Annotated in this window: 3 protein-coding genes; all 3 read left to right on the plus strand. The window is 71.2% G+C overall.

Going from position 1 to position 3,495, the window contains the following annotated elements; translation table 11 throughout:
• The coding region (locus tag ACFU99_RS37690) for a thioesterase domain-containing protein (RefSeq protein ID WP_384401409.1) at positions 1–1,782 on the plus strand (1,782 nt) is incomplete at its 5' end.
• Positions 1,783–1,905: 123 nt separating this feature from the next.
• Complete coding sequence (locus ACFU99_RS37695) at positions 1,906–3,174, plus strand: cation:proton antiporter (RefSeq protein ID WP_384401411.1); 1,269 nt, start codon at positions 1,906–1,908, stop codon at positions 3,172–3,174.
• 140 nt (positions 3,175–3,314) lie between these two features.
• Positions 3,315–3,495 (plus strand): FAD-dependent oxidoreductase (locus ACFU99_RS37700; protein ID WP_384401414.1); only part of this gene is annotated, 181 nt, incomplete at its 3' end.

Below are 3,495 nucleotides of genomic sequence, written 5' to 3' on the forward strand. Positions count from 1 at the left end.
GTCGCGCTGAGCGGCGTGCTGAGGGCCGGGGCCGCCTGCCGCGTCGTCGGACCGGACCGCCCCGCGGAGGCGACCATCGCCGCGCTGCGCGGCGTACGGCCCGCGGCGGTGGTCTGCACGGCGGACACCGTTCCGGCGGTTCCGGCGGACATCGCGGTTCCGGTCGTCTTCCTTGATGACACGTCAGAAACCAATGAGGTTAAGGTGCGTGGGGGTGGGCGCTTCCCGCTGCCCGGACATCCGGCACTGATCCTCGACACCTCCGTGCCCGGCGTCGCCATGGGCGCCGTCATCGAGCACCGGGCCCTGGCCCAGCACATCGCGTCCTGCGCGCGGGCCCACCCGGCGCTCGCGGGCGTGACGCTGCTGGACGCCCGCGCGCCCTTCCGGTCCCTGGCGGTTCCGCTGCTCGCGGCGCTGAGCTCCGGAGGGGACGTACGACTCACCGCGCCGGACGAGCCGCTGTGGCCGGCCGGACAGCCGGATGACCCGGACGCGGCGGCGCCGATCGCCGTGACCACCCGCGCCCGCCTCTCATCGCTGCCCGGTCCGGTGGGGGAGGTCCTGGTGGCGGAGACGGGCGAGCCGGTCGCCGCCGACGACGTACGGCAGTGGTGCGGCCGGCACCCCGAGGCCGCGCTGGTGAGCCGTCATGGGGCGGCGGAGTCGGCGGACGCCTGGCTGGACCGCCGGATCGAGTCGGCGGCCGACGTGCCCGCGCGGCTCCCCGCCGGCCGCCCGCTCCCGAACACACGCGCCTACGTGCTCGACGGCTTCCTCCGCCCGGTCCCGCCGGGCGGCGTGGGCGATCTGTACGTGGCGGGCGCCACCCTGGCCCGCGGCTATCTGGGCCAACCGGCCCCGACCGGCGAGAAGTTCGTCGCGTGCCCCTTCGGCCGGGCCGGGGAGCGGATGCTGCGTACGGACGTACGGGCGACGTGGACCCGTGAGGGCCTGCTCACGGTCCTCGACAGCGGACGGGGGAGGAAGGCGACCGCGCGGGCGCGCGGCGCCGGTACGTGGAACGCGGACCTGGAGGTCCTGCTGCCGCTGCGGGTGGCGGGCAGCCGGCCCCCGCTGTTCTGCGTGCACTGGGGCACCGGTCTGAGCTGGGGCTACGCGGCGCTGCTGCGGCATCTGCCGGCCGACCAGCCGCTGTACGGGGTACAGGCGCGCGGACTGGCGTGGTCGGAACCGCTGCCGCAGAGCATCGAGGAGATGGCGGACGACTACATCGAGCAGATCCGCACCGTCCAGCCCTCGGGCCCCTACCACCTGATCGGCTGGTCGTTCGGCGGCATGGTCGCCCACGCGATCGCCACCCGGCTCCAGGCCGCCGGCGAGGAGGTCGCGCTGCTGAGCGTGATGGACGCGACCCCCGGCAGCGGCGCGGTCATCAAGGGATGGGACGGGCAGGAGGCCCCCACGCGGCGCGACCTGGACGACATCACCCGGGAGTCCTTCGGCGAGGACGGGCACATGGACCTCAGCGACCAGCTGCTGGCCAACATCCAGGAGGTGCGCTTCAATACATCCCGTATCGGACAGGATTACGCGCCCGCTGTCTTCCACGGCGATCTGCTGCTCTTCCTGGCGACGATCGACCGGACCCACTCGCTGGCGGACGGCGTGCGGGGCTGGCGGCAATTCATCGACGGAGAAGTGCGGCTGTGCGAGGTCGCCAGCGATCACATCGGCATGCTGCAACCCGTTCCCGCGTCGTATATCGGACGCACGCTCGCGGAGAAAATTCAGAGCGTGGGCGAAAGGGAAAAGGGCTGACGCCGGGGCGGGAAGTACACCGCCCGTAGAAGAGAACGGAAACCCGGAAGACGGACCGGGCGGCCGTCCCGTCGGCGGCGGGGCGGCCGGAGCGGAGAATTCCCCGAGCGGGGGTGGTCCTCGGTGAGTACCGAAGAAATCACGACCGTCGTGATCGGCGATGTCGCGCTGATCGTCGTCGTCTCGTGGCTGCTGGGCGCGGCGGCGCGCCGGTGCGGGCAGCCCGCGGTCATCGGCCACATCGTGGCGGGCATCGCCATGGGGCCGACCCTGCTCGGGCGGCTGCCCGGCGATCCGACCGAACGGCTCTTCCCGTCGGAGGTGCTGCCCTTCCTCTCCGTGCTGTCCCAGATCGCCATCGTGCTCTTCATGTTCGTGGCCGGGTACGAGATCGACGCGCGGCAGTTGCGCGGGGGCGGCAGGGCCGCGGCGACGGTGGCGGTGTCCGCGCTGCTGATCCCCGCCGGGCTGAGCGCCGGCGCGGTGGGGCTCTTCCACGGCACGTTCGCGGCGGTCGACCCGAGCCGCGCGGACGGCCGGCCGTTCGTGCTGTTCATGATGGTGGCGACCTCGATCACCGCGCTTCCGGTGCTGGTGGCGATCGTCCGCGAGCGGCGGCTGACCGGGACTGCCGAGGGCACGGTGGCGACGACCGCCGCCGGGCTGATGGACGTGATGGCGTGGCTGGTGCTGGCGGCGGCGCTCGCCGGCACCGGGCACGCGCCGGACCTGGCGTGGCAGGTGTCGCTGGCGCTGCTCGCCGTGTTCACGGCGGGCATGTTCCTGGTCGTACGGCCACTGCTCGGCTGGTGGCTCGGGCATTTCCGCGTCGCGGTGGCACACCAGGTCACGGTGGCGCTCGCGCTCGCCCTCGGCAGCGCCTGGGTCACGGCTTCGCTGGGGCTGCACCCGGTGTTCGGCGGTCTGCTCGCGGGGCTGACGATGCCGCGCCGGGAGGGCGCGCCGGACCCGGACGTGCTCCGGCCGATGGAGCAGAGCGCCGGTCTGCTGCTGCCGCTGTTCTTCGTCACGACGGGGCTGTCGTTCAACATCGGCTCGCTGGACGGGAGCGGCGGCGTCCTGCTGGTGCTGATCCTGTCCATCGCCATCCTCGGGAAGATCGTCCCGGCCTACGCGGCCGCGCGCGTCAGCGGGCTCGAACCGCGGCCCTCGGCGCGAGTGGCGGCCTTGGTGAACACCCGCGGACTCACCGAACTGATCGTGCTCAATGTCGCGTTGGAAGCCGATGTCATCGGCCGGGAACTCTTCACCGTCCTCGTTCTCATGGCACTCGTCACCACCCTCATGACGGGGCCCTTGCTGTCCCGTATCGGACCGAGGGAACAGGCGCCGACAAAAGAGAAACAAATACAACGGTCCGAGCGCTCCTGAACGAATATTGTCCACCCCCTGAGTTTTTTTGCTTGACACTTTCTCAGGAGAAATTCATAATCCAATGAAGGTGGACTCCGGTAATGAGTGAAGTGATTCATTCCGGGAAGTGATTCATTCCGCCGGAGCGGATGGGGGAGATGGCCTTGACGAATTCTGAGCACTTCGACGCCGTGGTGGTCGGCGGCGGGCCCGCGGGATCGACGCTGGCCGCACTTCTGGCGCTGCGGGGCCATCGGGTTCTGGTCCTGGAGAAGGAGTTCTTCCCCCGCCACCAGATAGGCGAATCGCTGCTGCCGTCCACCGTGCACGGGGTATGCC

The organism is Streptomyces sp. NPDC057654 (assembly GCF_042800135.1).
GTDB lineage: Bacteria > Actinomycetota > Actinomycetes > Streptomycetales > Streptomycetaceae > Streptomyces.